Origin of the sequence: Methanospirillum hungatei JF-1, from assembly GCF_000013445.1 — an archaeon.
GTDB lineage: Archaea > Halobacteriota > Methanomicrobia > Methanomicrobiales > Methanospirillaceae > Methanospirillum > Methanospirillum hungatei.
Map to the genome: position 1 here is coordinate 2985353 of NC_007796.1, position 26299 is coordinate 3011651.

The following is a 26299-nucleotide window of genomic DNA, read 5'->3' on the forward strand; positions in this document are numbered from 1 at the left end:
ACGAATATAGGCATAATCAGGCCAGATTATGCCCTCTGGAGAATCCTAATTAGATAACAACCAGTATATAGCGTAAAAAATTTGTAGTGCATTAATAATGACAGCGAAAAACAATACTCGTACAGATCCGAATGCTGGAACAAATGCTACGAACCATAGATTCTCTTCTGGACCAGAGGGTGTACCAGCCGGCAGATGTAATAATGTTTGGAGTGAGGAGACAAGGTAACCAGAATATGGTTGATTATTGAGCAGGACCTTCCAGATTTATATCATTTTGTGAAAGAACAACTGAATGATACTCTGACACAATCCCATAAATAAGGGTTACCAAAAACAATCAAACCCTGTATTATGAGGCATCCGGTGTGTAATGTTATGTGTTTATTCCAGAACGATTTGCTTCCTATTTACAAAAATTATCTGAAATTTTCATTGAAAGGAAAAAGTTTCAAATAACATATCCTGGAATAATCTTTATCTCTGGATGCAAATAAAGTAATTTTTTGTTCGATACTTGTAGCTGCAATAACAGCGTCAGCGGGAAATAGCCCATAATCAACCATAAGTTGCATAATATGATCCGTATCTGCAGAATCCCGGTGAATAGTCATATTTCCAAAAAGAAGAGAAACCTTCTCATAAAAATCATCTGCAAAAGAATGCCCATTTTTTATAATGTATTCTTTTAAATCAATATATGAACGGATTTTTAACCTTTCGACGGCAATAAGTCTCATCCCAATAAATAGGGTCTCCTGATAGACCATCGAGCACGTATGAAATGATCCATGGAAGTTTTCAAAGAAACCTCTTACCTCCATAGTTGCAGGAGATTCAATAAGAAAAGGAATAATTACAGATGTATCTATAAAGATGTCCACGACTCTCTCCGCAATGACTGGATAATATCATCAGTAACCGGAGTCTGTAGTACAATAGGATCTAAAGAAATATGACGCTCTATATGAAGAGTTAATCGTTCACCTTTTTTCAGATCAATTTTTTCCAGAGGACGGAATACTTCTCCATCATAAATGCAATCAATCGTCACAGTCATTATTTCTTACCTATAACGTAAATCAGTATATGTAATTGCTATACTAATAACTTTTTTTGAATTTTTCATGAATATGCAATATTTGCCAGAATCGAATCACGCATTTCTGGCTTTAGGGCAGATACTGTAGTAACATCAACAGAAACCCCAAATATGGACTCCAGTTTTATTTTTAATCCAGATAAATCCCATATATCAGCTCCGGGTTCAAACTCTGCAAGGATGTCGATATCACTGTGCTCATGAGCTGACCCAGATGCATAAGAGCCAAATAAACCCAGACGTTTTACTTTATATACGGTCCGGAATTCAGGAGAGAGTTCACGAATCGTTTTGAGAATGAGATCCTTGTTAAGAGGAGGTTGATCAACCAAGATGTTCACCTGTACCTTATTCATACAATACTCTCTATGAATTGAAAAGTTTTTACTGCCATTTGAAAACCTAAGGCCTATAATCCCCTTTCCGGAACCACCATCTCAAACCTAAAACCATTCAACAATTGTTATTCAAATTCACTTCTTGGGAGATCGGACTGACGAATTATGGATAGCAATGTACCCACCCTTATCTCATCATGATTTGGAACCGGAACAGTGATTGTTGAATCAACAAGTCTTTTTTGCATAACAATATGGCTTCCCCGCCGATGGACCTCACAAAAGCCATGTGTAGAAAGGATTATACAAACTTCTTTTCCGGAGAGAATACGGAGTTTACCCAATTGCAACCTCCAGACTAGTCACATATACTTCCTGGTGTAATCGGGTCTGAATTTCAAATTGGGATGCAGTTTCAAAAAACAATTCAATTGCCTCTCGGAGATTATTACGGGCATCCTCAACTGAATCCCCCTGACTTGCGATATCCAATTCAGGACATAATGATACATATCCATCTCCTTCACGTTCAATAATTGCTGTAAGTTGTTTTATCATACTATTATCTCCTGAATAAATTGGGCAGTTATTCTATCTCCTATAGAAATTTTATGCAATATATGAACTTCTATCGTCAGATGACAACTCAATTTTCATGAATTTCAGGTGACACATTCTTTGAGACATATGGGTTTTAGAACAATATTAACATGGCACCAACACATACATACCGTATGGTTTCTTTCTTTGGTGATAGAGACAATTTGTATGCTGTTGGTGACGGGTTCGACCTCATCGGCGGCAAACTTTCAGACATTACAATAGCGGATATCTATGAAGAGATCACGAACCTGGAAAAGGAGCACCCGGATGATTATCGTATCCTGCTGACACGTGAATTATTACTCACCCTCCTGGGAGACCATGAAGAGGCAATACACCTCCTGAAGGAAATAGATGACCTGAAAAAAAGCCCGTTCTCTCAATTCAGGATAGCCAGGCATCTTGGAGCACTCGGAAAACATGAGGAGATGAACAATCTCCTCGCTAGGCTCATCACAAAACAGGATACTCCAGGCGATCAGTTGATTGCGTTCCTCGCTGCGGGAACACTTGATAAGAAAAGCGAAGCAGTATACCTGTGGAATAAAATAATTCAAACCGAAGACCTTGTTGATCTCATCATTGATGACGATGTCCTGGAATACCCGGATGATTTTTCATGCCTCCTTTCTTTGCCCATTGGCTTCTCTGTAATCGGACTTGAGATCCTTCAAAAATATAATATCCGGGAGAATTATGAGGTAGAGATCTATGCATTTGTGTATTTCATCAAAATAATACTGGACTCCATAACCGATCATATCTATCAGACACTGACCGATGAAGGACCATATGAAGCGTTGCCAGGGTTTATTGTAGCCGAAGCAATTGCTGATGAAGGATATTCCCTTGCATCAAAATTTTTCTCCTTCACTCCGATTCATAATACTGCAATAGATTTACACATACATACCAATCTCAATGAAATAAAAAAATACACGTCAGAATATTCCATCGGAAAGAAACTCATAGAATCACTCCATACCGATGCCATACATGACCCGCAATTTCTCTCTCATTTACGGGAAGAGACCGGAGGAAATGAGTGTCAGATATTTGAAATGCTGCTCCATCTCAGGAATACAGGACTTTCAGATCTCATAATGCCCCTGATTGAGGAGATGGAAAAAAGTTATCCAAATATTCGGATGGAAACCCGTGAACAGTCCCGGATGATGAATGCATTATGGGATTATACCATGGAAGGGAGATACTCAAGAAATAATCCGGAAGATAATCTTCAGGATACACTCAAACAATTGTGGGAAAAAGGAGATAATACAGAAACGTTTGAGTTCCTGTCCGGGCATATACGAGCAGGCAGACTTCTCTCTGAATCCTCCTGGGCATTTTTTCTGGCAGGAAAACTCGGAAGAATTGATGAGCTGACAGATTTACTTCCCATGTATAAAGAGAAGAAGATGAACGAAATTGTATATCTCCTGGAAGGATATCAGCATCTCATGCACAAGGACCTCAAACCGGGTCTGAACCTGATTGAGAGATCAGTTCAGGCAGGGCTGTATGAACCAATTGCCATGGTACTTCTTGCACGATTCCTGAACAAAGCAGGATATCCAAAACGGACGATCGGAATCTGTGAAAAACTGCTGAAAAAATCATTTCTGAAAGCTACTGAAGTGTATCCTATCCTGGTTGAAGCATATCGGATGCAGGGGAAAGAAAAGGAAGCAGCAGCAGTTGAAGAGAGATATAAAGACTGCTTGTGAGTTAGTATTTCTAATAAATCACCTTAAACCCATTTTTGCTCAAGATACCATTTGTTGTCCAGGGCTGTACTTATCGTTTTTAATCCTGGAAGAAACTAAATTGGATAACCAGATATGATCTATCAACAAAAAGAAAATTTATCTCATTCTGACACGATATGATAATCATGCTCGCTGAAGGGAGAATCGCATCTTCGGCCAAAAAAATACTAAATGTGGAGGAACCCTCACGAATTATTCTCTTTGGCTCATATGCCAGAGGTGATGCAACCGAAGATTCAGATATTGATATTCTTGTTCTTGTGAATAATCCTGAGAACAGAGGGAGAAAAATGGTTGAGTATCGGAATGCAATAGGAAGGGTCGCTCCAGGTATCGGGGTAGATATTCTTGTATACAGCGAAGAAGAGGCATTAAATCCAGTACCAGGAACTGTGTTATACTGGGCATTACGTGAAGGAAAAGTGTTGTATGAATCAAAAAATTGAGAGTCAACGGTTTTCTGAAACCCTTCCAATATACTTTGCTTCCCTGTCCGAATCCCAGAAATATCGAATATTTCCATAATCAAAAGCTACAAAAGACCCGAATTCTTTTTGTGCCCATTTTCCTCATATACCCGACAATACTCATTATCAGCCGGATATCCGAACCTCCATCATCATGTTCCCATGTCCGAGTCGAATAACCACAGCGAACAACGATCAATACTTATCGGAATGTAATTGGCAAAAACCTGACGCTTACTATTAATTCGGGTAAAAAAGATAGCATTCATCTCTGAATCAATAATTGGATGAATTATACTCAAGAAGTAATTGGAAAAACCTTCCTACTTAAAAAAGTGTCTGCAAATATCAAATAATTTTTTAAAACTATACAACCCTGATTACTCCTTATTTAGCTGTCCTTTTTTAGAAGTTCCATGGATATAATGATCATGCTCTGATGACCAATCAGGAGGGCCCTCTATGATCCCGGTATACTTATCTAATACTGCCCAGAGATCTTCTGATTTTTCAGGTTCGTTGATAATTATTGAAAGAATAACATCAGTACCATCCTTGAGATCAATCTTGTCAATAGGTTCGAAAACAGAAGCGGTAAAATGTGCACGGATCGTCTTTATTATAATCTAATATTATCCATTAATTCATTAATCCGTTTATAATTTCTCATGAAACCGTCAATTTAACCCAAGAATTTTTAATTGTCACCAGAGAAGTATATGAAGTTATGACAATCGATATCCCCCCTCCGGAATTACCATCTCAAACCTGACACCCTTCCCATATACCCCGCATTCCCTGATCCGAATCCCGGTAATATCCAGAACCTCCCGGATCAAAAATAACCCAAGACCTGAATTCTTCCCATGTCCCTGGCTGAATACGATCTCCTTCTCATCATCAGGAATTCCCTGCCCATTATCTTCATATACCAGACAATACTCCAGACCGGCAGGATATCCGGACACCCGGACGTTTGTCACCCCATCCCCATGTCGGAAGGAATTATCAAGAAGATTGTAAAACACCCGGGAGAACATCAGGTCAGCATACACCATGAGCCCTGAAACCTCAAGAGAAAATAAAATCGGTGCAAGAAGACGGGCAATATCAGGCTCTTCAAACACCGATTCGACCGATATCCACTTTGGTGCTTCGGTCCCCATATCCTCATACACCCCGGTAAAGGAGATGATCTCCCCGATTGTATCTCCGGCATGCACTATTTTATCAAGCGATTCAGTATCCGGCTCATCTCCTGACTCCTGAAGAATCCGGGCATAGCCATTCACGACCGTCACCCAGTTCAGGACATCATGCCTAGTGATACTCGTGAGAAGATTCAGTTTCTTATTTGCCAGACGAAGACTCGTTTCCGCAAGCCGGCGTTCAGAAACCTCATGGGCAAGATCAAGGTTCATCTTTTCCAGTTCTTCATTCCTGGCAGAAAGTTCCTGCTTTGATCGTTCCCGGTCGGTAACATCGATACAGAGAAGGAGCCGTCCACACCCTTTTTCAGGCATTCTCTTCCGGTTCACCGGGGAAACCCGAAACTCAATCCACCGGTCACCAATATGGGACAGCCGGTTTCTCCCATCTGAACAAGACGACCATTCATCTCCACAATCAGGAAAGAGGGGTGAGAGATATGAGACATGCTTTCCCACAACACCGGAAGTCACCGGGAGGAGGAGCATAGCAGCAGGATTCAATTCCACTATCCGGTCCTGTTCATCGATCACAATCACCCCTTCCTGCATATCCATGATGATCTGCTCATGAGCAATCGGAATCAGATCAAAGAGCAGGTGCCGGGTAATTGCATAGATGAGGACCAGGCCGGTCAGGGTAAATGATATGGGAGTAAAATCAATTCCAAAGAATATTGGTGAGGCAAACGCATAGAGCAGACTTGAGATGACAGGAAAGAGCGAACTGACAAATACCAGCCACATCTGAACGGCATATACCGGGGCTGACCGTATCACAGCATGAAGCAGCACACCGGCAGCGGCAAAATACAGCAGGAGACTATAGATGATCTCCACCCAGTACCAGGCCCCATGAACATAAAAGAGAGAGAACCCGGCCAGAATAGTATCGACAAGGTAAATCTTAGGCCAGACGAGACCATGAATTGGGAAGGTTGCAGAAAGAATGAAACTGATTACCGGAATGATCAATAGAAGATATACGGCCTTCTTTGGAATCCGGTCTCCATTCCGGGTGAACTGAAGGACAAAATAAAGAAAGAGGACCGGCACTACCAGGTCGATCACCGATACTACCGACCAGAATAATTTATACCCAATCGAGGTTGAGATCGCTTCAAAGAAAGAGGTGCATGACCAGCAGAAGACACCGATCATAAGATACAAAAATGCCCGCATGACCTTGTCAGATGGGCGATGAGATGCATAACCAGCCAGGGCAACTGATATCAGAGAGGATAGGAGAAGAAGGCCGGCATAGAGTGAAAACTGCATATATTATCCGAGTTATTTCAGGTACGGTATGAGATAGCTCACATATTTTCCCTGATAAAATATTAAGTGCTTCTGGGACCTGATTTTTTACCCGCATGACTGGATGAATGTCCGGGTAAATCCCGAATAATTCAGAAAATTTCAGATAAATTCTGGTGAATGATTACATTACGGCTGCATTATCCACAGCAAAATTCGAAGGTATTGAAGAGAAAGAACCATATTATGGTGAAATACCTTCATTACCCGGTTTCTGGTCAACAGGTGATTCACTTAAAGAGTGTAAAAAAGTCCTTCTTTCTGTCGTGAAAGAATGGATTGCCCTTTGGATACGATTTGGATAAATTACCTTCCACACATGGATAATTATATCTGACCTTCTCCCCTGTTTTATCGATTTAGAGAAAAAACAATACGATCAAACGGTAATATATATTGAGATGAGATTATCCGAAGGTGAGGTATCGCTCATTAAAAAAACGATATATTCGTTTGATCCCTCCGCCCGGGTTATCCTTTTTGGTTCAAGGACAGATGATTCTCAGAAAGGAGGGGATATAGACCTCTTCATCATTTCAAACAAAATTTCAGGAATTGAAAAACGTAATATCCGAATCGCACTTGAAGATAATCTGGGCGAACAAAAGATCGATATCCTTATTGAACCAGAACCAAAAACTCCCTTCGCACGAATTGCCATGAGAGAGGGAATTGAACTATGAACCAGACTGATGCTCTTGATCTTCTTATTCAGACAGATACGTACCTGCAGGAGAGCAAAGAATGGCTCTTGCATTCATATCAGATATGCTCAGGAATTGGGAAAAAATCAGCATACTCCATTGAAGAGATGGACGCATTCGAAGCGTTGAGTAGCAGATTTGCCCGTTCGAGTGATATTCTCATCCAGCAGATGTTTCGAACGATTGGGGTGGTGGAACTTGAGCCAGGCGGGAGTGTTCTGGACCGGATTAACCGGGCAGAAAAGATGGGTTATATTGAATCTGCACATGATGTACGGACAATCAGGGAGATCAGAAATACCATCGTGCATGAATACCAGCATAGCGAGATTATTCAATTATTTCATGATCTGCTGGATACAACTCCGATACTTCTTGAATCTATTGAATCGACACATGCCTATATCGCACGATATCAGGAGAAGTAATTCAGCCCCTATACTGAATTCAATAATCGAATCATTACCCGGATTCGTGATCCATAGACGCCTCTCTTGCCATATGGACGATTCGCTTTACGGATGAATACCCGATTTTTGTCCCGGACTCTGTAATCTGCTGATGAACGCCAATCTCTGAAAAATCCCCTTTGAAAACGATAAACTGGTTATGACGTGCGGTTGGGTTTTTCCCTATCCAGGTATGACCAAAGAGTTCCTCAAATCTCTTTTCTTGTGCACGATCATAGTAATAGTGAAGCATTGAACAGAAAAGGGATTTTCCAAACCGACGTGGCCTGAGAAAAACCGGGTTGTGAATCTCCTCAAGTTTCGCGATAAACCGGGTCTTGTCTACAAAATACGCATTATCCCTGACCAGTTCTGCATAGTTCATGATTCCATACGGGATAGGGCGTTTCACCTGACTCCCCCGATTTCTGAATTCGATATCGATCTTCTGGTAATATATGTCAATGAACCATAAAACCCTGTGGTACATAACCTATACATTCATATCCTCTCCTGCAGAGGATCTCTCATGCAACGGTATCCAATCATGCCCGTTCCCCCACATCACACCCTTCGGATTGCAGGCATTCTCGCCATCCTGTATCTCATTAGCTTTTTTTTCATCCCGACCGCCGCTGATGACCAGGCATTCGGGCCTGTAAAATTTCACATCCTTGCAGTAAACGACTTTCACGGACAACTCGGCCCTGGACAGAAGATGAATGGATCTCCGGCAGGGAGTATCCCGGTTCTTGCTGGATATCTCTCTGATGCAATCGATACCTACGGAACAAATACCACCATAATTGCCCTTCCTGGTGACATGACCGGAGCATCGCCGGCAGAATCAAATCTGCTTCTCGATGAACCGGCAATACTCTTTATGAACCGGTTTGTAACCGGCGACTGGAAGAAACCAGACACAACAGAGACAACGGGAGTCAGAGTCATTGGAACCCTTGGCAACCATGAATTTGATCGCAACCTCTCCGAATTACAGCGGCTCATAAACGGAGGCAATGATGGGACGAACATTACGCACCTTGTAGATCCCTATCCCGGAGCACTCTGGCCGGTCATTGCTGCAAATATCTTCTGGAATGGAACAGACAACCTCTTCCTTGAGCCATATGTAATAGAGGACATAGAGGGCGTCCCGGTCGCCTTCATCGGGGCTGTCACGGAGCTAACCGGTGAGATATCTGAACCTGGAAATGTCGAACAAGTCGCCTTCACCGATGAAGCAGATGCCATCAATGCCCAGGTGAAGGTGCTTCAGGAACAGGGTATTCATGCATTTGTCGTTCTCCTTCATGAAGGAGGAAGCCAGACACCCTATGATGGTCCGACACAGGAGACCGGGGATCTCTCAGGCAGGGTTACGTCGATTGTGATGAGACTGGATGAGGATGTCGACGTGGTCTTATCAGCCCATTCTCATCAATTCACCAACCAGTACGTGCCAAATGCCGGCGGGAAACCGACCCTTGTTACGCAGGCATATTCATATAGCTCGGCCTATGCTGATGTAACCCTTGAGTTGGACCCAGAAATGAAGGATATTGTGAACAAGACGGCAACCATTGTCACCGCATATGCTGACCAGGGGGCAGGATTTACGCCGGATGAAAACTCCCAGGAATTGCTCGATGCAGTAAACAGCACCATTGCACCTCTTATTAGTGAAGTTATTGCGACAACAGACATCCCCCTTACCAGGAATCCGGATGAGAATGGAGAATCACTGCTCTACGATATCGCAACCGATGCATTCCGATGGGATATGAAGACAAACATTAGCATCCTGAATATCGGATATCTTCGTGCAGACATCGATGCTGGTGAGATAACAACCGGCGATGCCTACTCAGTCATGCCATTCCATGACCAGATCTACTCAGTACAAATGACCGGGCAGCAGATCAAAGACCTGCTCAATCAACAGTGGACCCGTACGGTAAAGCCTGACCATCTTCTGCAGATATCCGGGTTTTCCTATTTCTATGATGAATCCAGGGATCCATCAGACCGGGTAGTCAATATCACCATTGACGGAGAGGAGATGGATATGAACGCATATTACACGGTTGCGACAATAGACTTCCTTGCCCATGGAGGAGACGGATATACCATTATGAAAGAAGGGACACTTGTTGGATATGGAGCACTTGATGTCGACGAATTTATTGCCTATCTCACGTATATTCCGTCACCAATTCATGAACAGACCGGTGGAAGAATCAACCGGGTAGATAGCGGTATTGAGCAGGAATGAGATAGAAATATCTTCACTCATCTCTACCAAAAATTTTTATCCGAAAAATTCCTCGATGAATTCAGCTAATTTTTTTGAGAGATGTCCCTTTGTCTTTCCCTTCTTTCCTTTCTTTCCTTTTGATGGAGCAATTTTCGCTGGTTTTTCAAAAAATCCGGGAAACAACATGACGGATATGGTTTTTCTCACATATTGACGCCGTACCCTCTTTACACGAACCAGCCGTGGGAAGAAGTTCCCTTTCATCTGTTCCAGTGAGGATACCCATCGCATCTCATCAATGAGCGAGATATCAAACCTCTTCAGGATAAGTGCCTCAAGTGAAAATAACGGAGGAATGATGACAAGAGCGGTAGTCATCCAGGGAATACATATCGGAAGTGAGCGTGTATAACACACCGGCAGCAATACCATATCACCATTCCGGGCTGCAAGAATTGGTATGAATCTGGCAGATATCCGGAGCGGGAAGGTCATGCAGAATGGAAGAGGAATAACCGGGATCACTATCCGGTCCCGCTGTACCCGTCTTCGTTTCAGATGCCTGACCGTATGTACTGGTGCTGACAGCAGAAACACAACTCTTGTCGGTAATATACAGCACCGGGGACGAGGGGCCAGGAGAAGACGTGCAGACTGATCCGGATAACAGAATGGACAAAGTCCGGGATACGTACAGAACCAGTGATCAGGATCAGCCGGGCAGGAAACGAGGGAGAGGAATGCATGTTCAGACCGTTCAAACCAGCAGGAGAGGATATCTTCAAGTGATCCAGAACAATCCTGCGATCCTGAAAAGATACTCCTCATCGGAAACGGAATCCGGTCAGGAGAAGGAACAGAGAACCGATATCGGGCTCTTCTATTAAAGACCTGAGCGGGATCACATCCGTCCATCATCATGTTACAGAGAAGGGTTCTGATCTCGGAAAGCAGGGACCTTCTATCTTCTTCATCGGTCCTCACCTGCTCCTGCGATACTGCAAGAACCCGAACTGAACTGTCCGGACCGACAAAGACAGAACGGGGGGACAGGCTGAATGGAGAGAGTCCCACCCGACTCATGGAGAGAAGAGCGGAGAGAAGATTTGTGCATGCTGCAACCCGGTACCTGAATGAAAACTTTTCTCCTCTCCACGATGTGCGGGTTTCAGGATCTGCTGCCTCGTGCCAATGAACGTACCGGCTGAAATCAATATCAGGAATAAGATAATGTATCCGTTTTTCAGGCCCCTGGTTCTGGTAGACCATTTTTTCCGGGACTATCACCGATGGCGGTACCTGACTAACCGGGCATGATAACAGAGGAGTGAGGCGGTTCATGCTGATAAGGAGCTGAAACCCGTCACGGTCGGTTTTTCGAATCTCCCCATGAGAAATGCGAACAATTCTGTCTCCGACATCAAGCGAACATCCCTCATCGTCGATATAGTCCGGTACAATCGGTTTTGTTGGTACCAATACTGATTCAGGCGTTGTTTTTATTTCCGAACCCGTCACCCGTATCAGAACTTTCGGGTCTGCAGCAAGTCTGCCATCATATGAAAATCCCAGAACCTGTGCCCATCGTGAGGGTTCGGGACGGGCCTGCGGGTGCTGGTGACCGGTCACAAATGCCTCATGAAACAGGGCACGGACCGATGACGGAATCCGGTCGTAGGGCGGGGCATAGTCAGGAGGATACAATCCTGGTATCTTTCCTTCATACGCAAATAGGCCACGAATAATCTTATCCGGAGTGGTGGGTGCATCCTCGATGAGCGGTCCCCGTCCCTGGTACGGGTGGGCTCCCTGCATCAGGAACCTGAAGATAAGGACGGCAAGGGCAAACCGGTCAGCAAAGAGCCGGTCAATATCCTGCTTCTCAAACGATCCGTCTATCAGTTCGGGAGGCAGGTATTCTCCTGTCCCGACCCGGCAGAACCATGTCCGTGAGGATGACGGGTCTGTTATCTGAAAAGAATCGGTATCGATGAGACATATCTCTCCGCTCGTGCTGATAAAAACATTATTCTCACGAAGATCGCCAACACAGTGTCCGGATGCATGGACCGCATGGACAAGACTGGCAAGTCGTGCTGCTGCCTTCATTGAGAAGGAAAAATCCTGGTCAGGTTTATCATACCAGGCATGCACCGGCATAAATCTGCTATCAAGGCGGGTCATCAGGTATCCAAGAAACCGTGAGGGAGCCTGTGAGAGGATGATACCCGACGGCCAGCAGATCCCCGTACCGGCAGGAATCCGGATCGGACTCTTCTGCATGATCCGGATCTTCTCTTCCATCTCAGGACTGCTTCGGTGCGGATGAAATATCTTCACACACCGTGTTTCATCACCTTCCACATACCATATCTCCCCTTCGCCGCCGGATTTTCCGGATGATAGTATCTGCAGCTGACCACCATGCTGATCAAGGACAGTCATTCGTGATCTGGTCTTTATTCTGGGAAGACGGATCCGTGCTTTCTCCTGTGCCAGATATGAACGTGAGATCTCGATATTCAGCGTGAATGGCCCGACATTGGTGATGATCACCAGCTGAACTGATGCTGGAACATGTCCCGGTAGCAGGCGTGTATCCACTCTGATCGTAACCATGGTGCTGTCGGTGACGGAGAATATTGACGGAATTGCGGTTATCCAGGGATATTTTGAAGGAATAGTTCCCCGAAGGGTTCCTGCTCCGGTGTTCTTCACGATAAGACGCTCTTCGATGATACCCCGGACAGTCCAGGATATGCGAAGTGAAGATGGCATAAACCGGGGAACCGGTCCTTTCTCCTGTGAACGGTGAATGGATACCTCAACCGTCTCCTCCCCGCCATTCGTCTTTACATGAATCCTTCCGATCGGATGTCGGGCTTTCGGGGCTTTCGAAGTGATAACTCTGACCGGGATGACCTGCACCGTCCGTGTCCAGATGCCCCGGGCAGGTATCTCAATCCAGTCACAGAGCGGAACTGCGGTTCCTGATAAAAAACCGGAGCCGGCATTTCTGACCGTCAATGAAAAAGAGATTGGTTCATCTTTCGTAATACCGCAAAACTGGAAGACCTTCTCATCCATCCGAAGCGCTGATACTGGTGTTGGGGCTTTTCTGATCTCAATCTTTACCCGCCCGATTCCACCGGTTGAGAGAATATGAACCGATGACTCCCCACTTGCCGGGGCTCTTTCAGGCCGTATCTCAAGAATTACCCGCTGGATAAAGGTGGTATTCAGATTTGTGTCAAGAACAGTAACCCAGTCTGCATCTGAACGGATATTTCCATACAGGCGTCCCTTTCCCTCGTTCATGATGACCAGTTCTTCGCGAACCGGACCTGATGAGAGAGGAGAGACCTCTATTACGGTACGGTCAATCCGGATTTTTGGTTCTGATCCGGACGACCCGGTCATCAGAAGGGCTCACCAGACAGGGAGAATCCAACGGCCAACGTCATGTCGTCTGATGAGAGTGCCCGCATGCGGGAAGAAGAGAGGAGATCGGCAACCTCGGTATTCAGGTCCCGGCCTTCATGTATGTACTGGCCAAGGGATCTGACAAGAGGCACAACAAAAGGACTATATGGGATATAGGCGCCATCCTCCCTTCGGATAAGGGCTCCCTGGCATCCGTCGGTTGCACAGATGATCGCATCGGCTGCTCGATGTGAGATGCGACATTGTGACTCCCAGTTCTGTGCGGTCAGGACAGCAGTCTCATTGGCATACTCGGCAGTTCCGGGAACCGAGAGCAGGGATGGTTCGCCTTCTGAAAGGGTGACACAGGCTCCGTCCCCGATATGACCACAGAAGGCGCCATCCGGGGTGAGAAAAGCCAAAAGCAGCGTCGTTGCGAAGGATGAGATGTCCAGTCCTTCAGAAAGGGCATGATCATCAATATCCTCCCTCCCGGCACTCATGGCTGACCTGATAAGAGCAGCAATGTCCGGCTCACCGGCCTTATATCCATCTGCGGCATTTTTGACACTGGAAGATACGGCAATATCGGCACCTTTTCCTCCATGTTCTGCGGATGAGAGACCATCAGCAACCGCGATGATGAGAGCACCGGGGAGGATGACACCGGCCCAGGCATCTTCACATGGTATCTGATCCCGAATATGCCTGGTTCCTGCGACCGAAGCACCACAGGCAAAATACGATCCGGGTCTGGCATGTCCGGCAGACATTGATATCAGAGCTGAATTACTCCCCAGCCTTCAGGACCAACCGGGTTCTCTAGTGATATCTGTTCACCAATCCGGGAGTCTGATATCTGGGAGAGACTCTTTGAAAGCCAGAGGAACATCTCGGCCCATTTCGCTTCCTTGAGCATGAGCGGGGTCCTGCCCGGAGGAGATATCTCACGGAGCACCGTCATATTGGCCTGGTCAACACCAAGCGCCCAGAAGAGGAATTTGTGATCCCTCTCTCCCCCATGCACCGCCTCAATAACCTTCTCCCAGATTTCGTCACCTTTGCGCATATCTGTCGGCTGACCGTCGGTGATTAAAAATATCCAGGGGCGGTAGTAATCGGTTCCGATGGTCCGGTACTCGGCCTTTCGCTCTTCAACAAGCCGGACAGCCTCAAGAATAGCCTGACCCATGGGAGTATACCCGCCGGCAGAGAGTTCCGGAGGGTCAAATGCCGATATGCCGGTGAAGGGCCTGACCAGTTCAACCCCTTTCCCAAAGGTTATCACGGCAAGATCTATCCGTTTTACCGCAAGATCGTCCTCTTTCAATTCATCGGTGAGGATGCGAAGGCCCTCGTTCAGCTCTGCTATCTTATTGCCTGACATGGATGCCGATGTGTCAAGGACCAGGACCGTGGCACAGTGGGGATGTTGCGGATAGGGGATATCAACGATGTCTTCAAGTTTTTCTAAGCCCATTGATTGAAAATTGGCCGGTAACTTATAAAATAATTATCAAACAATACCGGTTATTTGAAGTCAGGAGGGAGCGGTACATAGCTGTGGATCTGCTCCTTGGTATTGGAAATGACCTCCTCGGGGATGACGGTGTTGGCCCTTATATCGCAAAAGCACTTCTGGATTCGGACTGGACTGTCATCAATGCAGGCATTGTTCCGGAGAATTTTATCCGTCCGGTACGAGAACGCAGACCAGAACGAATTGTCATCGTTGATGCCGTTCATATGGGACTTTTGCCCGGTAGCATCCGGATCATTCCGCACGATTCTATCAGGGACTATGGGATTGGGACGCATCAACTCCCCCTTACCTTCTTCATTGAGCAGTGTGCCCCCCATTCACACGTCACCTTTATCGGAATAGAGCCCGGCTGCCTAGATCCTGACACCCCGCTGACACCCCCGGTTTCCCGTGCCGCCGCTGAACTTATCAGTCTGTTGAGAACTCACCGGTATGATCACCTGCCGGTCCTGGGTTTTCAGGGGAAGCAGGAACAAGATTGATTTTAGCTGCAGGGTACACGTATACAGAATAAGGGGAATGATCATGCAATATGAGAATATCGATAGCGCTGAGATGGCCGAATTGGCCTTGTCACAGGCCGTTGATGAACATATTGAAAAGAGCAAAGAGGCAATAGACCGGATTTCAGAACTAGAGCAGCAGATCCTGCACTGGAATCAGGAAGATATCAGAAAACTCCGCAATGATATTCAGGAGCTTCGGGAACTCCTCAAGAAAAACTTCCAGGTTCAGATTGAAAACTTCATTCATATGCGATCCATCCCCGGCATGCGGGTACCTGAAGAAATTCGCCAGCTCTACAAGATAATCTCGGTGGATAAAAAGGGGTTTGCCCTCTATGGGACTGAAATGGATAAAATCGCACATATAACAAAGATCACCGAGCATTTCAAGAAACGAAAGGAAGCGGCAGCACAGGCGAAGGCAAAAGAGAAGAAATAATTCTCCTGTCAGGTCTGGCTGGCACTGTGCCGAAGAAGCGCAATACACCCTGTTTTATCAAGCGGCTGGTTATCATTCCCACATTTCGGTGAGTAAATACAGGCCGGACACCCGTCTTTACACCTGCATTCCCTGACCATCTTCTCCGCCGACTCACAGAGCTCTTCATAAATATGATATGCACGTTCCGCAAGACCGATACCCCCTTCGTACCCATCATAGATGAAGATGACCGGTTTTCCCCTGACCTCTCCGGAGCTGGCCGATGACAGGCCCCCCAGATCCCACCGGTCACAGAGGACATGGTAGGGCATCATGGCAATAAGAGCATGTTCTGCCCCATGGAGAGAACCGCCGACATCACGATCTGCTGACAAGATCCGCATTCCTTCGAGAGAGAATTCAATCCAGACCGATATGGTCTCAAAGGTAATCGGTTCAAGGGAGAGCAGTTCGGTGGAGATGGTCCTCTCATCTATAAGCCGGCGATACCCGTGATAGAGTTCTGATACCTCTACTCTGCCCAGACAGAGTGTTCCGGACCTGATCTCCCGGCTCATCAGCTGCTCACGGATCTGAACACTGGTCTGGTGGTTTACTCTGGTATAATACCCCGGATCCTCCTGGGTCGCAAGGATCCGGTGACGGCCAAAATCCCAGCTGCCTACCAGATACCGCTCTCCCTGGTGAATAAGGACCGCACCAGGATGGGCCTCGCGACATGCCTGCCTGATATCCAGCGTCTCAATAACCCGGTTTCTGACCTCCACCGTCCAGACTTCACTGATCTGGGACAATGACACCAGTTCACTTGCCCGCTTTCTCCCGGTGTAGACATACCCCCGCGGAGTCTCTGCAACAAGGCCATTCTCTCCCAGTGCATTAAGATGGTCAATAATCCCTTTTCCAAACCAGCGGATATCAGATACTGGTCTGACCGGAAGTTCAGAAGCGGCGCAGAGGAGCTGTCCGGAGAGGATATAGGGGTTTTTCGTGTCGATAATGGCATGTTCATGGGGGCGGGCAAAGAACTCCTCCGGATGCCGCATAAAAAACTGGTCAAGCGGGTTTTGCATCGCAATAAGAATGGCAAGGGCATCAGATACCGACCGGCCGGCCCGTCCTGCCTGCTGCCAGACTGACATCATGGTCCCCGGATACCCGGTCATTACCACGGCATCAAGAGACCCAATATCAATCCCGAGTTCCAGCGCATTTGTTGATACAATCCCCCGCATCACCCCTGCTTTCAGATTTCTTTCAAGTTCCTGCCGCTCTTTAGGGAGGTACCCGGCCCGGTATGCGGCAATGCTGTTCACCTTGTCAGGAGACTTTTTGTGAAGGTGGTTTTTCGCCCAGACTGATACCAGTTCAGTCATCCGGCGTGACCCGGTGAAACAGAGGGACTGCAGGCCGGCTTCAACCAGAAGAGAGAGGATCTCAGCGCTTTCCGAATAAACCGACCTGGGCTGGACCATCTCCTGATATGGATTATACAGAATAAAAAACCGATCTCCGGTAGGTGCACCACTTCTGTCGATGATCGTCATCTCCCGTCCGGTCAGATTCCGGGCAAAATCAGCAGGGTTTGCAAGCGTTGCCGATGAGAGGAAAAACTGTGGTGATGAGCCATAATGATCACAGATCCGAAGCAGTCTTCTTATGAGAACAGACATACTGCTCCCAAACACCCCCCTATACTGGTGGGCTTCATCCAGGATTATGTATCTGAGCCGTGAAAAGAAGGAGGACCACTGCCGGTGCCAAGGGAGAATCTGATGGAGTTCATAGGGATTTGTGAGGATAAGTCCTGCCTGTGATCTGATAAGAGGCCGGTCATGCTGGGGGGTATCTCCATCATAGATAGCCGGCTGAATAGGCATTCCGGTTGCCTTTTCCAGTTCCTGCATCGTCTTCTGCTGGTCACGGGTTAGGGCTTTTGCCGGATAGATGGCAAGGGCGGTTGCATCCCGAACCTCCTGGCGTATGGTGAGGAATGGCAGCAGAAAGGAGAGGGTTTTTCCTGATGCTGTCGGAGTACAGAGGATAACATCCTCACCGGCTGCAATTGCCTCTATTGCTTCAGCCTGGTGGGAGTACAGCGTTATTTTTTCCTTCTCCAGCCAGTCTTTTACACGGGCGGGGAGGACAACCGGAGCCGGAGACCGGGCAGCATCCTTCCCTGGGATTCTCTGGATATGTGCAATATATTCAGAGTACCGCCGGTTCTCCAGGAGAAATTCAAGAAAACCGGAGACGCTCATACCACTCTGAAACAAGACGCTCAAGAAGGAAGGCCAGACTTACCACATCCTGCCTGTTATGTTCAACAATCGGGACCAGGGGGCCTGGATTCTTCGTCTCCATGTACCTGCAGTACCATTCAGGTACAAGGGCACCAGGGAGATCCTCATCCCTGATGATATCCAGAATCCGTGCCTCAAGGGTACCCAGCCTGCAGTCCGGGACAGCATGTTTCCACAGGCGCCGTGAGGGGTGGAGGAGATCATAATGGGGCATTGCAGGAAGTGGAGGGAGCCCGTAATAAGCCAGCCGGTCCGCAATATACGGGATATCAAAACTCCTGCCATTAAAGCTGACAAGAACGGCATCTTCAGGGATCTCCTCCATGAATGCAGAGAGGGCCGGTGCTTCCTCACTGATATCACGAAGAAGATACTGCTTCACCTGCAGCTCCCCGCCCCTGAAGTACCCAAGACCTATCAGAATGACCGGCCTGCCAAAGATACCAAGAGTCTCGATATCAACAAACCGGAATGATTCAGGAGAGAAGAGACCGGATGTCAGAAGCGTGAGCGGGTGGGCTGCCCCTTTTCGTGCTGTACTGAGTCGGCAGATAGCAACCGGTTCCTGCTCCAGTACCTCAAGCACACTGAGAGCAGATGGACGGTACTTTCTCATCCGTGCCATATCCCGCAGCGTTTTACAACCCTTCGATCTCAGCCGTGCAGATACTGCAGGACCAACCCCCCGCACCAACGTCAGGTCATGATCAAACAGGGCATGAATATCCGATCTGCCATGCCGGATACATGGTGCAGAAGACCGGGAACTGATAACATAATACTCCCCCTCCTGATTTCTCCGCTCTTCGCCGGAAAAACAGTCCTCAAGACAGACATCAGAATAGTCACGACAGAGCCTGGATAACAGCTGCTGGTTCTCGAAAAACACAGACTCCCTGACCGGATACCGGTTCAGACCAAGCCTGAATATGTTATCATGAGGGACAATGGTATACTCAGGTGATGCAGCTATCTTCTCCTGCCATCTCCTCCCGATACCTGCAAGATCAGCCCCTGCCATACTCCAAGGTCATCGAATAAGCATATAAAGGATGAAGGCCGCAGGGTGAAAGTGAAGAGGACCGTGTCACCGCCTTGCCAGCTCTAAACAGGGTCTGCCTGCCATTATCCCAGTGACTGCACTGGTCCCGATCCGGTATACATCATCAAGAGCAGTCGGGTGCCCGGTAATGCCACCATATCCATCCATATTAGAAGCAAGGTACCCAGCACAATGGGTAAAACCCAGAATATTAAAGAGAGCCCTGATCATCGGATATGCTGTATCAAAGACATCTGCCTGATCCATCCCTGCAGTCGAGAGAAAATACCCACGGCGGAGCTTTTTCTCCTCTGGACTGATGATATGAGAACCAAGGACAAAATGCCTGACCCAGATATAATGGGCACGATCAATAAATGACTTGAGTTCAGCGGTAATGCCCATGGTATAGATAGGTGAACTGATGATGATACAGTCAGCGGCAAGCATCCGGTCATAGAGCTCCCGCACTGCATCGTCCATGATACAGGTGCCAGTCTGATGACAGGCATTGCATCCTTTGCATGATGAGTATTCCAGGGTGGAAAGAACCACCTTTTCGGTGATCCCCCCTGCATCTGAAGCTCCTGCCAGAAACCGGTCAAGGAGCTGTTCAGTATTTCCTCTTCGACGCGGACTTCCGGAGAGCCCGATGACTGTGACCGTCTTCTTCAAGTCAATCGCTCCTTCATTGTCTCTAGTACTGACCGGGAGAGAGATAAGGCATCTCCTCTTGCAGTCGGGTGTGACATAACTGCTCCTTTTTCATCAACATGCCGTATCATCAGGTATGACAGATCACGGTTTTTGACTTCAATGACGTGAAAGAAACATTTGACAACCGGAATGGCCGCATCAAACACATAATCCCAGTCTTGACCTGCGGTTGAGATGAATATGCCCCATCGCTTCCCAATCCGTTCAGGAGGGACGACCGGGAGTTTGAGCACATATTTTCTGGATCTGAAAACCTGTGCCCGATCAACGAGTGCTTTAGCCTGGGCACAGATGCTCATGCAGTAGATGGGTGCGGACAGGATGATACAGTCTGCCTCAAGAATCTGGTCATGAAGAAGATCCATACCATCATGATTGACACAGGCGTTGAGTTTTTCACAGGCATTACACCCGCGACAGGGAGCAATATCTGCATCACTCAGGACGACCTTCGTAACACGAACATCCGGGTCCTGTCCCATCTCATCAAGAATCCAGTCAAGGAGTATCTCAGAATTGCCATGTCGCCGGGGACTTCCAGCAATGGCGAGCACTCGGATAGGTGTCATAAAAATTTTTTAGAGGTTTTTAAAGCAGAGATACCAGTCCTTACACTCATATCCCTGGGAAAGACGGACCTTTGCATCTTCCATGGTTGCGGGGGCCGGGACGACGACCTTCTCACCAGGCTGCCAGTTTGCCGGGGTAGCAACGCCAGCCTTATCTGTTGTCTGAAGTGCCTTGACCAGCCTGATGATCTCGGGAATATACCGGCCATTGCTGAGGGGATAATAGATCATAGCCCGTAAAATACCCTTGTCGTCGATGAAGAATACCGCCCTGACTGCAGCAGTCGAGCTCTGACCAGGATGGATCATCCCGTATTTTGAGGCCACATTCATATCAAGGTCAGCAATAATCGGGAACGGAATCTCAACTCCCATCTTTTCCTTGACATTCATGACCCATGCCAGGTGGGAATGGACACTGTCGATGGAAAGACCGATCAGCTGAACATTGAGTGCTTTAAACTCAGCTTCAGCCTGTGAAAATGCAATAAATTCAGTAGTACAGACCGGTGTAAAGTCTGCCGGATGGGAAAAGAGCACTACCCATTTCCCCTTCAGGTCGGAGAGTTTTAATTTTCCATGGGTTGTTACCGCTTCAAAATCCGGTGCAGGCTCACCAAGGATGGGAAATCCCACCCCGTCACATTCGCACTCTTCTTCATAACACATAAACAATCACATTATCTCTTCTTCGATTACCTTTCCATTCACATAGGCAGGCATTCCGGCCAGGAGATACGCGACCCGGAGTGCTTCTTCAACTTCATCCTTGGTTACTCCCAGATTTTTCGCACCTGCCATCTGGGCCTTGATTGCATGCTGATCCCTCATGGAAGCAGCAATTGCAATCGCGATGAGTTTTTTTGTCTTTCGGGACAATGCCCCGTCATCCCAGATATACTGATCCAGGCGGAGAATCATCTCATGTATGTCAGGGTCGGTCTCAGCCAGTTTCTTAAAGATTTTGGGGACCTTTCCTATCTTCTTCTCAAGATCATCCATCCCTGAAGACATGTCCCTCACCCCTGAAGAACCATCGGTTCGCCACAGCAGACGAGTTCTCCCCCTCCGACTTCAAGAACTTTGACTACATTTCCACAGATTTCACACTCATACACTTGTCCTTCTTCTGATACATTTACCATTGAAATCTCCTCCGAAAGAATATGTTCATCAGGCGATACGTGGCATAAAGCCGGGCTAAAAAAAGAAAATTACCGTTTTGGTGGATTGATTGCATCCTCAGGGGTCTTCACATCTGAACGGATGTGAGTCATGGGGAAGCAGTCATACATCTCACAGGCACAGGCAGGACATTTCCGTAAATCCTGTTCTGCCTCGGTAAATTCAAGTGCTTTACCACAATCAATACATACGTATTTTCCCGGGCCGACCTTTTCGCCAGCCTTGACCTTTTTTGCTTCGGTCACGGTTGTCACCATATCAGTAATCATCCTTGATCTTTATAACTGATTCGAATCCGTACATGCCAAAATAGACTCGATTCAGGATATAATACCGGCAATTTTCACTGGATCATGAAATGAACCTGATAGGAAAGACAATGAATTAAAGAATGATGATGTGAACAGTATAGTATGAAACCACAAATCCTTGCGCTTCTGGGAAGTCCTCTTCCGGAAGGAAATACGGCAAAACTTTTAAAACAGGCAATAGCCGGTGCTGAAAAGGCAGGATGCGAGGTGACCCTCATTGATGTACCGTCCCTTGAGTTCTCATCATGCAGGGAGATGTATTACTGTAAGGAACAGTCCTCCTGCATCATGGAAGATGATATGATCCCTATATATCCATTACTCAAAAACATGGACAGCCTCATCATCGCCACACCGGTCATGACCATGGGAGTTCCCGGCCACCTGAAATCATTCATGGACCGGTGCCAGGTTTTTTATTGCGCAAAATATGAACGAAAGGCACCCCTGATCCCAGCAGAGAAGCGCAAAACCAGAAAGACCCTGCTGTTATCAATATCAGGCATGAACCTGCCCAATAACTTTGACGGAATAAAGATCTCCACTCAGGCATTTTGTGATATCCTTGACTGTAGACTTGCAGATGAGTTGCTCATAAAAGATATGGATAATAAGGTGGATCTGGACCGGTTCCCGGACCTGCTGAAAGAGGCATATGATAAAGGATTTGCCCTTGGGTCAGCCCTGACCAAACATTCATGATCAGAGGTATCCAAGACTGCGAAGGGAGGTGACCTTCCCTTTGGTATAGATCAGGTGATCAAGAAGGCTGATGCCAAGAATCTTCCCGGCCTCTGAGAGTTGCCTGGTCACCGTGATATCTTCAGAACTTGGTTCAGGGTTTCCGGAGGGATGGTTGTGGATGCAGATGATCGCAGCCGCCCTGTCGGTTATCGCATCGGCAAAGACTTCCCGTGGATGGACAAGGCTGTGATTTAATAGTCCCATTGTAATGGTACGGGTGCAAATAACTTCTGAAGCGCCATTCAGGGTGGTAACGAGGAAATGTTCCTGTGATTTTCCGGAAAGGTCAGTCACCTCAGATATCTTCAGGATATGATCCGGCTCGGTTATCCGGATCCGTTCCTTTTCTGCAGGGGTCCCGTACCGGTTGGCAAGTTCGAAACAGGCCATGAGCACCGCTGCTTTTGTCGGTCCAATGCCATTTATCCTAAGAAGTGTATCATAGGACGGAAGGTTGTCTTTCTTTAGAAGATCCGCAACCTGGCTGGAGATGGTGAGGATATCATTATTTTTCGTTCCTTTTCCCAGGATTGCTGCGATTAGTTCACTATCTTTCAGGGCAGATGCCCCTTTCTTTTCAATCTTCTCCCTGGGGCGGTCAAGGGGATCAATATCAGTTATCCGCTTGGCAGGCATATCTGTGCCCTCATTTGTTATCCGGAGTGAATGATGAGATTACTGATCCGATCCTCTCGAAACACTTATCCACATGGATCTCGATCTTATCAGTATGGCAACCAAAGATAACCTAATGGAAGGGTTTGCAGGGGAGTCCCAGGCAAACAGAAAATATGCGTCATTTTCAGATAAGGCAGCCGAAGAAGGGTTTACAAAAGTTGCAACACTCTTTAAGGCTGCATCACTTGCAGAAGAGATACATGCACGCCGCCACCTGCAGGTATATGGAATCCCTGGAACCCTGGAGAACCTGTCCGCAGCAATTGAAGGTGAGACTGAAGAATTTACCCATATGTACCCTGAGTTTATCAAGCAGTCCCAGGCAGAGGGAAATGAGGATGCCACAAGGTCATTCACCTTTGCCATGAAGGCAGAACAGGTCCATGCAGGACTTTATGAAAAGGCACGTGCAGCAGTAAAGGCAGGAAAGGATCTGGAAGTTTCCAAGATATTCCTCTGCCCCGTCTGTGGCAATGTTGTGCTGGAATCAGCTCCTGGTGCTTGTCCTATCTGTGGTGTTCCAGGGAAAAAGTTTCAGGAAGTAACCCTCTGATCCTGCAGCCCTGATTCGCAAAGCCAGCACAAAATCATAACATTTTTATAAGCCTGCTTATGCAAGGCATATTACTAAATAGGCGTCAATAACCACACTATACTCATTATCCATGGACCGGTATTCACCAGAGCTCGAACGTGTCAAGCACTTATTACGTCAATCTCCCCGTGGGATGACAGTCATTGAATTGTCACGTGCATTGAATATCAACCGAAACTCCATGGCGAAATATCTCGACGTTCTGGTCATATCAGGGGACGTGGAATTTGACCGGATAGGGCCTGCGAAACATTTTTTCCTCTCGCAGAGGATGCCACTGTATGAGATGCTTAGTGTGACGTCTGACTGCATTCTCATCCTGGATGCATACAATGTTGTCACCTTCGCAAATACTGCATTCTTTGAAGCGGAAGGGTTGGGACCGGAGACCATCATCGGAAAGAAGATCTTCACCCTGAATCTGAAGATGGTCAGTGATGATATATTAAACGGGCTTGAAAGTGCAGGACCTGGAATAACCCTGCAGAAAGAGCTGATCATCAATGCAGACTCAAATATCAGGATTTTTAATGTAAAGATGATCGGAACCGTCCTGCATGGCGGCATACACGGGATAACTCTTTTTTATGAAGATATTACAAAGAAAAGACTCTGTCAGGAGCGCCTGAAATCCAGTGAAAAACTCTACCGGGCCGTAGTTGAAGACCAGACAGAGTTTATTATCCGTTATCTCCCGGACAGGACCGTCATTTTTGCTAATCAGGCATACTGCCGTGCATTCGGTGTTGACAAGGATGATATCATCGGGAAGAAATTCACTCCGCCCATACCACCCAGGGATATGAAGCGGGTACGATCGCAGTTTGCTGATATCACCGTCAATAACCCGATTGTTACTACTGAAAACCCGGTCATTATGCCTGACATGACACTTGCATGGCATAAATGGACAAATCGTGGGCTGTTTAATGACGAAGGGGAGCTGGTGGAATATCAGTCCGTCGGTCGTGATATCACCAGTCAGGTTCGGGGGGAAAAAGCGAAAATGGAGCTTATCTTTGAGATAACGCTCCTCTCGGACTTCACAACCGGTCTTCTGGCGATAGAGAATTCCGACCAGCTCTATCAATACCTTGGTGATTACCTGAAAAAGACCGCGCCGCATTCATGCATTATTATTGTGTCATTTTCAAAGACACAAGGGGCCGTCAGGGTGATCTCACAGGGAACTCACTGGCGAAACAAAAAATGGTCAGATTATTTTGAGAATCTCATCGGAAAGTCATTTCCCTGTATAGTAGGAGTCCGGACGGTCCTCTCACCCGGATTACTCTCCCCGATGCCCCCGAACATCTTCGATTATCCGGGGATATCTGGAACACCATTCGCATGCCTTGGCAGGTACCTGAGCCAGTATGAGGTTCACTGTATGGGAATCGGACTAGAAGAGGAGTGCCAGGGATCAGTACTTTTTATTTCACGTGCAGGAAATCCACCAGGTCCCGAACGTCTTGTTGAGACACTTCTCAGGCAGACCGGGGCATTTTTGCTCAGAGTAAAGGAAAATTTGAAAGAGTCATAAAACACGGGAGTGTGTGGTTTTGGGAGAGAGTCTTCCCGTGTTCTGGTATCATAATATTCAGAATATACGTAGGTTTTAAACTCATACATTCAGGTGGCCATGGTTCAGGAACGAATTTTTTCCAGGGCTTCTTCAGCTGCGATGCGGACAAAACAATTATCATACTGGCATACCTGCTCAAGATGGCGTACTGCCTCTTTGGCCCGGATATTACCAAGGGCTTCAGCAACAATGAACCGCACCATCTGATCTTCATCCTTTAAGAGTGGAAGGAGATGCGGGACCACGTTTTCATCGCCAATTGTTCCGAGTGCTTCAGCCATGAACATCCTGACCCATTCATTATCATGGACCAGGGACTGAATCATATACTGATATGCCGGTTTCCCCATGCTGGCAAGTTTCAAGGCGATTGTGCATCTTTCTTCGTTTGTACTGGACAAGAGTTTCATATAGTGGGTTTCAGGCATGCTTACACCTT

Annotated in this window: 32 protein-coding genes; 11 read left to right on the top strand and 21 right to left on the bottom strand. The window is 46.9% G+C overall.

What is annotated here, in order from left to right:
- Positions 1-419 precede the first annotated feature (419 nt).
- The 5 genes from MHUN_RS14170 to MHUN_RS14185 form a co-directional block, all read right to left on the bottom strand.
- Positions 420-884 (bottom strand): PIN domain-containing protein, encoded by a 465-nt coding sequence (locus MHUN_RS14170; protein WP_011449663.1) that lies wholly within the window; start codon positions 882-884, stop codon positions 420-422.
- The gene (locus tag MHUN_RS20090) at positions 869-1060 is read right to left on the bottom strand and encodes an antitoxin family protein (protein WP_011449664.1); all 192 of its coding nucleotides are present in this window, start codon (positions 1058-1060) and stop codon (positions 869-871) included. The genes MHUN_RS14170 and MHUN_RS20090 overlap by 16 nt, the downstream gene beginning before the upstream one ends.
- A gap of 65 nt (positions 1061-1125) precedes the next feature.
- A complete protein-coding gene (locus MHUN_RS14175; RefSeq protein ID WP_158498235.1) occupies positions 1126-1434 on the bottom strand; it encodes a nucleotidyltransferase family protein in 309 nt (102 codons plus the stop codon).
- A gap of 131 nt (positions 1435-1565) precedes the next feature.
- Positions 1566-1790 carry a type II toxin-antitoxin system HicA family toxin gene (locus MHUN_RS20095; RefSeq protein WP_011449666.1) on the bottom strand — a complete coding sequence of 75 codons (225 nt, stop codon included), beginning with the start codon at positions 1788-1790 and terminating at the stop codon, positions 1566-1568.
- Positions 1777-1998: a type II toxin-antitoxin system HicB family antitoxin gene (locus MHUN_RS14185; RefSeq protein ID WP_011449667.1), complete on the bottom strand. Its 222-nt coding sequence runs from the start codon at positions 1996-1998 to the stop codon at positions 1777-1779. Before MHUN_RS14185 ends, MHUN_RS20095 begins: the two co-directional genes overlap by 14 nt.
- A gap of 152 nt (positions 1999-2150) precedes the next feature.
- Here MHUN_RS14185 and MHUN_RS14190 point away from each other — a divergent pair, with 152 nt between their 5' ends.
- Positions 2151-3773, top strand: coding sequence for a tetratricopeptide repeat protein (locus tag MHUN_RS14190; RefSeq protein WP_011449668.1), 1623 nt, complete (start codon positions 2151-2153; stop codon positions 3771-3773).
- Positions 3774-3940: 167 nt separating this feature from the next.
- Positions 3941-4261, top strand: a complete 321-nt coding sequence (locus MHUN_RS14195; RefSeq protein WP_048068071.1) for a nucleotidyltransferase domain-containing protein — start codon at positions 3941-3943, stop codon at positions 4259-4261.
- A gap of 401 nt (positions 4262-4662) precedes the next feature.
- On the opposite strand, the gene MHUN_RS20100 is transcribed toward MHUN_RS14195, so the two are convergent.
- Positions 4663-4908: an antitoxin family protein gene (locus tag MHUN_RS20100; protein ID WP_204223088.1), complete on the bottom strand. Its 246-nt coding sequence runs from the start codon at positions 4906-4908 to the stop codon at positions 4663-4665.
- A gap of 99 nt (positions 4909-5007) precedes the next feature.
- A complete protein-coding gene (locus MHUN_RS17815) occupies positions 5008-6768 on the bottom strand; it encodes a histidine kinase N-terminal 7TM domain-containing protein (protein ID WP_011449670.1) in 1761 nt (586 codons plus the stop codon).
- Between the two features lie 155 nt (positions 6769-6923).
- Between MHUN_RS17815 and MHUN_RS14205 the strand changes: the two genes are divergently transcribed.
- From MHUN_RS14205 to MHUN_RS14215, 3 genes are all read left to right on the top strand, one after another.
- The gene (locus MHUN_RS14205; RefSeq protein WP_011449671.1) at positions 6924-7112 is read left to right on the top strand and encodes a type II toxin-antitoxin system HicB family antitoxin; all 189 of its coding nucleotides are present in this window, start codon (positions 6924-6926) and stop codon (positions 7110-7112) included.
- Between the two features lie 96 nt (positions 7113-7208).
- Positions 7209-7490, top strand: a complete 282-nt coding sequence (locus MHUN_RS14210) for a nucleotidyltransferase domain-containing protein (protein WP_011449672.1) — start codon at positions 7209-7211, stop codon at positions 7488-7490.
- Positions 7487-7939, top strand: a complete 453-nt coding sequence (locus MHUN_RS14215) for a hypothetical protein (protein ID WP_011449673.1) — start codon at positions 7487-7489, stop codon at positions 7937-7939. The genes MHUN_RS14210 and MHUN_RS14215 overlap by 4 nt, the downstream gene beginning before the upstream one ends.
- Positions 7940-7973: 34 nt before the next feature.
- Here MHUN_RS14215 and MHUN_RS14220 read toward each other — a convergent pair whose 3' ends face one another.
- Positions 7974-8372 (bottom strand): AAA family ATPase, encoded by a 399-nt coding sequence (locus MHUN_RS14220; protein ID WP_143709523.1) that lies wholly within the window; start codon positions 8370-8372, stop codon positions 7974-7976.
- Between the two features lie 117 nt (positions 8373-8489).
- Between MHUN_RS14220 and MHUN_RS14225 the strand changes: the two genes are divergently transcribed.
- The gene (locus MHUN_RS14225; RefSeq protein WP_011449675.1) at positions 8490-10235 is read left to right on the top strand and encodes a bifunctional metallophosphatase/5'-nucleotidase; all 1746 of its coding nucleotides are present in this window, start codon (positions 8490-8492) and stop codon (positions 10233-10235) included.
- Positions 10236-10271: 36 nt separating this feature from the next.
- Here the strand turns inward: MHUN_RS14225 and MHUN_RS14230 are convergent, their stop codons facing one another.
- Genes MHUN_RS14230 through MHUN_RS14240 form a run of 3 tightly spaced genes read right to left on the bottom strand, consistent with a single transcriptional unit; the run spans position 10272 to position 15120 of the window.
- Complete coding sequence (locus tag MHUN_RS14230) at positions 10272-13637, bottom strand: protein kinase (RefSeq protein WP_011449676.1); 3366 nt, start codon at positions 13635-13637, stop codon at positions 10272-10274.
- Positions 13637-14413 (bottom strand): PP2C family serine/threonine-protein phosphatase, encoded by a 777-nt coding sequence (locus MHUN_RS14235; RefSeq protein ID WP_011449677.1) that lies wholly within the window; start codon positions 14411-14413, stop codon positions 13637-13639. The genes MHUN_RS14230 and MHUN_RS14235 overlap by 1 nt, the downstream gene beginning before the upstream one ends.
- A 5-nt stretch (positions 14414-14418) precedes the next feature.
- The gene (locus MHUN_RS14240) at positions 14419-15120 is read right to left on the bottom strand and encodes a vWA domain-containing protein (RefSeq protein WP_011449678.1); all 702 of its coding nucleotides are present in this window, start codon (positions 15118-15120) and stop codon (positions 14419-14421) included.
- Between MHUN_RS14240 and hycI the strand changes: the two genes are divergently transcribed.
- Both hycI and MHUN_RS14250 read left to right on the top strand, forming a co-directional pair.
- Complete coding sequence (gene hycI, locus MHUN_RS14245; RefSeq protein ID WP_011449679.1) at positions 15120-15665, top strand: hydrogenase maturation peptidase HycI; 546 nt, start codon at positions 15120-15122, stop codon at positions 15663-15665. The genes MHUN_RS14240 and hycI overlap by 1 nt on opposite strands.
- A 43-nt stretch (positions 15666-15708) precedes the next feature.
- The gene (locus MHUN_RS14250) at positions 15709-16128 is read left to right on the top strand and encodes a hypothetical protein (RefSeq protein ID WP_011449680.1); all 420 of its coding nucleotides are present in this window, start codon (positions 15709-15711) and stop codon (positions 16126-16128) included.
- An 8-nt stretch (positions 16129-16136) separates the two neighbouring features.
- Here the strand turns inward: MHUN_RS14250 and MHUN_RS14255 are convergent, their stop codons facing one another.
- The 8 genes from MHUN_RS14255 to MHUN_RS14290 form a co-directional block, all read right to left on the bottom strand.
- Entirely contained in the window at positions 16137-18392 is a 2256-nt protein-coding gene (locus MHUN_RS14255) for a DEAD/DEAH box helicase (RefSeq protein WP_011449681.1), read from the bottom strand.
- The gene (locus MHUN_RS14260) at positions 18370-19455 is read right to left on the bottom strand and encodes a ribonuclease H-like domain-containing protein (protein WP_011449682.1); all 1086 of its coding nucleotides are present in this window, start codon (positions 19453-19455) and stop codon (positions 18370-18372) included. The genes MHUN_RS14255 and MHUN_RS14260 overlap by 23 nt, the downstream gene beginning before the upstream one ends.
- Positions 19456-19521: 66 nt before the next feature.
- On the bottom strand, positions 19522-20151 hold the full coding sequence (locus tag MHUN_RS14265) for a flavodoxin family protein (protein ID WP_011449683.1): 630 nt from the start codon (positions 20149-20151) through the stop codon (positions 19522-19524).
- Entirely contained in the window at positions 20148-20762 is a 615-nt protein-coding gene (locus MHUN_RS14270; RefSeq protein WP_011449684.1) for a flavodoxin family protein, read from the bottom strand. Before MHUN_RS14270 ends, MHUN_RS14265 begins: the two co-directional genes overlap by 4 nt.
- A 9-nt stretch (positions 20763-20771) precedes the next feature.
- Positions 20772-21431 carry a peroxiredoxin gene (locus MHUN_RS14275; protein ID WP_011449685.1) on the bottom strand — a complete coding sequence of 220 codons (660 nt, stop codon included), beginning with the start codon at positions 21429-21431 and terminating at the stop codon, positions 20772-20774.
- Between the two features lie 6 nt (positions 21432-21437).
- Positions 21438-21776 (bottom strand): carboxymuconolactone decarboxylase family protein, encoded by a 339-nt coding sequence (locus tag MHUN_RS14280; protein WP_011449686.1) that lies wholly within the window; start codon positions 21774-21776, stop codon positions 21438-21440.
- Positions 21777-21781: 5 nt separating this feature from the next.
- Positions 21782-21907 (bottom strand): desulfoferrodoxin FeS4 iron-binding domain-containing protein, encoded by a 126-nt coding sequence (locus MHUN_RS14285; RefSeq protein ID WP_011449687.1) that lies wholly within the window; start codon positions 21905-21907, stop codon positions 21782-21784.
- A gap of 69 nt (positions 21908-21976) precedes the next feature.
- Positions 21977-22216, bottom strand: a complete 240-nt coding sequence (locus tag MHUN_RS14290; RefSeq protein WP_239441536.1) for a zinc ribbon-containing protein — start codon at positions 22214-22216, stop codon at positions 21977-21979.
- 144 nt (positions 22217-22360) lie between these two features.
- Here MHUN_RS14290 and MHUN_RS14295 point away from each other — a divergent pair, with 144 nt between their 5' ends.
- Positions 22361-22960: a flavodoxin family protein gene (locus MHUN_RS14295; RefSeq protein ID WP_011449689.1), complete on the top strand. Its 600-nt coding sequence runs from the start codon at positions 22361-22363 to the stop codon at positions 22958-22960.
- Here the strand turns inward: MHUN_RS14295 and radC are convergent, their stop codons facing one another.
- The gene (gene radC / locus MHUN_RS14300) at positions 22961-23638 is read right to left on the bottom strand and encodes a RadC family protein (protein WP_011449690.1); all 678 of its coding nucleotides are present in this window, start codon (positions 23636-23638) and stop codon (positions 22961-22963) included.
- Between the two features lie 73 nt (positions 23639-23711).
- Between radC and MHUN_RS14305 the strand changes: the two genes are divergently transcribed.
- Together MHUN_RS14305 and MHUN_RS14310 are read left to right on the top strand one after the other, a co-directional pair.
- The gene (locus MHUN_RS14305; protein WP_011449691.1) at positions 23712-24233 is read left to right on the top strand and encodes a rubrerythrin family protein; all 522 of its coding nucleotides are present in this window, start codon (positions 23712-23714) and stop codon (positions 24231-24233) included.
- A gap of 112 nt (positions 24234-24345) precedes the next feature.
- A complete protein-coding gene (locus MHUN_RS14310; protein WP_011449692.1) occupies positions 24346-25818 on the top strand; it encodes a PAS domain-containing protein in 1473 nt (490 codons plus the stop codon).
- Positions 25819-25922: 104 nt separating this feature from the next.
- Here MHUN_RS14310 and MHUN_RS14315 read toward each other — a convergent pair whose 3' ends face one another.
- Complete coding sequence (locus tag MHUN_RS14315) at positions 25923-26288, bottom strand: HEAT repeat domain-containing protein (protein WP_011449693.1); 366 nt, start codon at positions 26286-26288, stop codon at positions 25923-25925.
- Positions 26289-26299 lie beyond the last annotated feature (11 nt).

Excerpts from the sequence above, each read along its gene's own strand:
- MHUN_RS20090 (WP_011449664.1), bottom strand. The coding sequence starts at position 1,060 with ATGACTGTGACGATTGATTGCATTTATGATGGAGAAGTATTCCGTCCT.
- MHUN_RS14185 (WP_011449667.1), bottom strand. The coding sequence starts at position 1,998 with ATGATAAAACAACTTACAGCAATTATTGAACGTGAAGGAGATGGATAT.
- MHUN_RS14190 (WP_011449668.1), top strand. The coding sequence starts at position 2,151 with ATGGCACCAACACATACATACCGTATGGTTTCTTTCTTTGGTGATAGA.
- MHUN_RS14195 (WP_048068071.1), top strand. The coding sequence starts at position 3,941 with ATGCTCGCTGAAGGGAGAATCGCATCTTCGGCCAAAAAAATACTAAAT.
- MHUN_RS17815 (WP_011449670.1), bottom strand. The coding sequence starts at position 6,768 with ATGCAGTTTTCACTCTATGCCGGCCTTCTTCTCCTATCCTCTCTGATA.
- MHUN_RS14210 (WP_011449672.1), top strand. The coding sequence starts at position 7,209 with ATGAGATTATCCGAAGGTGAGGTATCGCTCATTAAAAAAACGATATAT.
- MHUN_RS14215 (WP_011449673.1), top strand. The coding sequence starts at position 7,487 with ATGAACCAGACTGATGCTCTTGATCTTCTTATTCAGACAGATACGTAC.
- MHUN_RS14225 (WP_011449675.1), top strand. The coding sequence starts at position 8,490 with ATGCAACGGTATCCAATCATGCCCGTTCCCCCACATCACACCCTTCGG.
- MHUN_RS14230 (WP_011449676.1), bottom strand. The coding sequence starts at position 13,637 with ATGACCGGGTCGTCCGGATCAGAACCAAAAATCCGGATTGACCGTACC.
- MHUN_RS14235 (WP_011449677.1), bottom strand. The coding sequence starts at position 14,413 with ATGTCTGCCGGACATGCCAGACCCGGATCGTATTTTGCCTGTGGTGCT.
- MHUN_RS14240 (WP_011449678.1), bottom strand. The coding sequence starts at position 15,120 with ATGGGCTTAGAAAAACTTGAAGACATCGTTGATATCCCCTATCCGCAA.
- MHUN_RS14250 (WP_011449680.1), top strand. The coding sequence starts at position 15,709 with ATGCAATATGAGAATATCGATAGCGCTGAGATGGCCGAATTGGCCTTG.
- MHUN_RS14255 (WP_011449681.1), bottom strand. The coding sequence starts at position 18,392 with ATGAGCGTCTCCGGTTTTCTTGAATTTCTCCTGGAGAACCGGCGGTAC.
- MHUN_RS14260 (WP_011449682.1), bottom strand. The coding sequence starts at position 19,455 with ATGGCAGGGGCTGATCTTGCAGGTATCGGGAGGAGATGGCAGGAGAAG.
- MHUN_RS14270 (WP_011449684.1), bottom strand. The coding sequence starts at position 20,762 with ATGACACCTATCCGAGTGCTCGCCATTGCTGGAAGTCCCCGGCGACAT.
- MHUN_RS14275 (WP_011449685.1), bottom strand. The coding sequence starts at position 21,431 with ATGTGTTATGAAGAAGAGTGCGAATGTGACGGGGTGGGATTTCCCATC.
- MHUN_RS14280 (WP_011449686.1), bottom strand. The coding sequence starts at position 21,776 with ATGTCTTCAGGGATGGATGATCTTGAGAAGAAGATAGGAAAGGTCCCC.
- MHUN_RS14285 (WP_011449687.1), bottom strand. The coding sequence starts at position 21,907 with ATGGTAAATGTATCAGAAGAAGGACAAGTGTATGAGTGTGAAATCTGT.
- MHUN_RS14290 (WP_239441536.1), bottom strand. The coding sequence starts at position 22,216 with ATGATTACTGATATGGTGACAACCGTGACCGAAGCAAAAAAGGTCAAG.
- MHUN_RS14295 (WP_011449689.1), top strand. The coding sequence starts at position 22,361 with ATGAAACCACAAATCCTTGCGCTTCTGGGAAGTCCTCTTCCGGAAGGA.
- radC (WP_011449690.1), bottom strand. The coding sequence starts at position 23,638 with ATGCCTGCCAAGCGGATAACTGATATTGATCCCCTTGACCGCCCCAGG.
- MHUN_RS14305 (WP_011449691.1), top strand. The coding sequence starts at position 23,712 with ATGGATCTCGATCTTATCAGTATGGCAACCAAAGATAACCTAATGGAA.
- MHUN_RS14310 (WP_011449692.1), top strand. The coding sequence starts at position 24,346 with ATGGACCGGTATTCACCAGAGCTCGAACGTGTCAAGCACTTATTACGT.
- MHUN_RS14315 (WP_011449693.1), bottom strand. The coding sequence starts at position 26,288 with ATGCCTGAAACCCACTATATGAAACTCTTGTCCAGTACAAACGAAGAA.